We start from the raw sequence: 711 nt of genomic DNA on the forward strand, positions 1-711 counted from the left end.
GGTATAGCTGTCGTTCATGATCTTCCAGGAGTAGGAAAAAACCTTCAAGAACATGTTGATGCTTGTGTATTGGTAAAAAGCAAGAAAAAAGACGGATTTTCTATTACGCCATCCGGGTTATTAAAAGCCTTGCCAGATGCTTTTAATTACTTTACTGCTAAAAAAGGTAATCTTGCTAATTCGATAACCCAATCTGGCGGCTTCTTGAAATCTGGTCCTTCTGTTGAGGTTCCTGATATTCAGCTGCACTTCGTACCACTTCTTTTTGATGATTGCGGCAGAGATCTTGGTTTACTTTCGCAACATGGTTACTCCCTACATGTGTGCGTACTCAGACCGGAAAGTCGTGGTCAACTAAGCTTAAAGTCTTTAGACCCTCGCGATCGAATCAAAATCGATTTTAACTTCCTCTCTCAAGAAAAAGATCAAAAAGTTTTGGTTGACGGCATTCGGGTCGCGCGAAAAATCCTAGCATCTGAAGCTTTTGATGATCATCGTGGCGACGAAGTTCACCCAGGAGCTGATATCACCTCCGATGCAGACATTCTGCAAGCGTGCAAAGATCGTTTAGGTCTGGTTTATCACCCCGTGGGTACCTGCAAAATGGGTAATGACGATATGTCTGTCGTTGACGACCAGTTGCGTGTTCATGGCATCTCAAAGCTACGAGTAGTCGACGCATCGATCATGCCCACTTTAATAAGCGGCAAT

General features: G+C 43.6%; 1 protein-coding gene. It reads left to right on the top strand.

Annotation, left to right across the window (positions count from 1 at the left end):
- Nucleotides 1-711, top strand: a 711-nt coding sequence (locus A3756_RS22795) for a GMC family oxidoreductase (RefSeq protein ID WP_231875619.1), incomplete at both ends; no start/stop codon positions are given.

The sequence above is a fragment of the Oleiphilus sp. HI0086 genome (genome assembly GCF_001635225.1).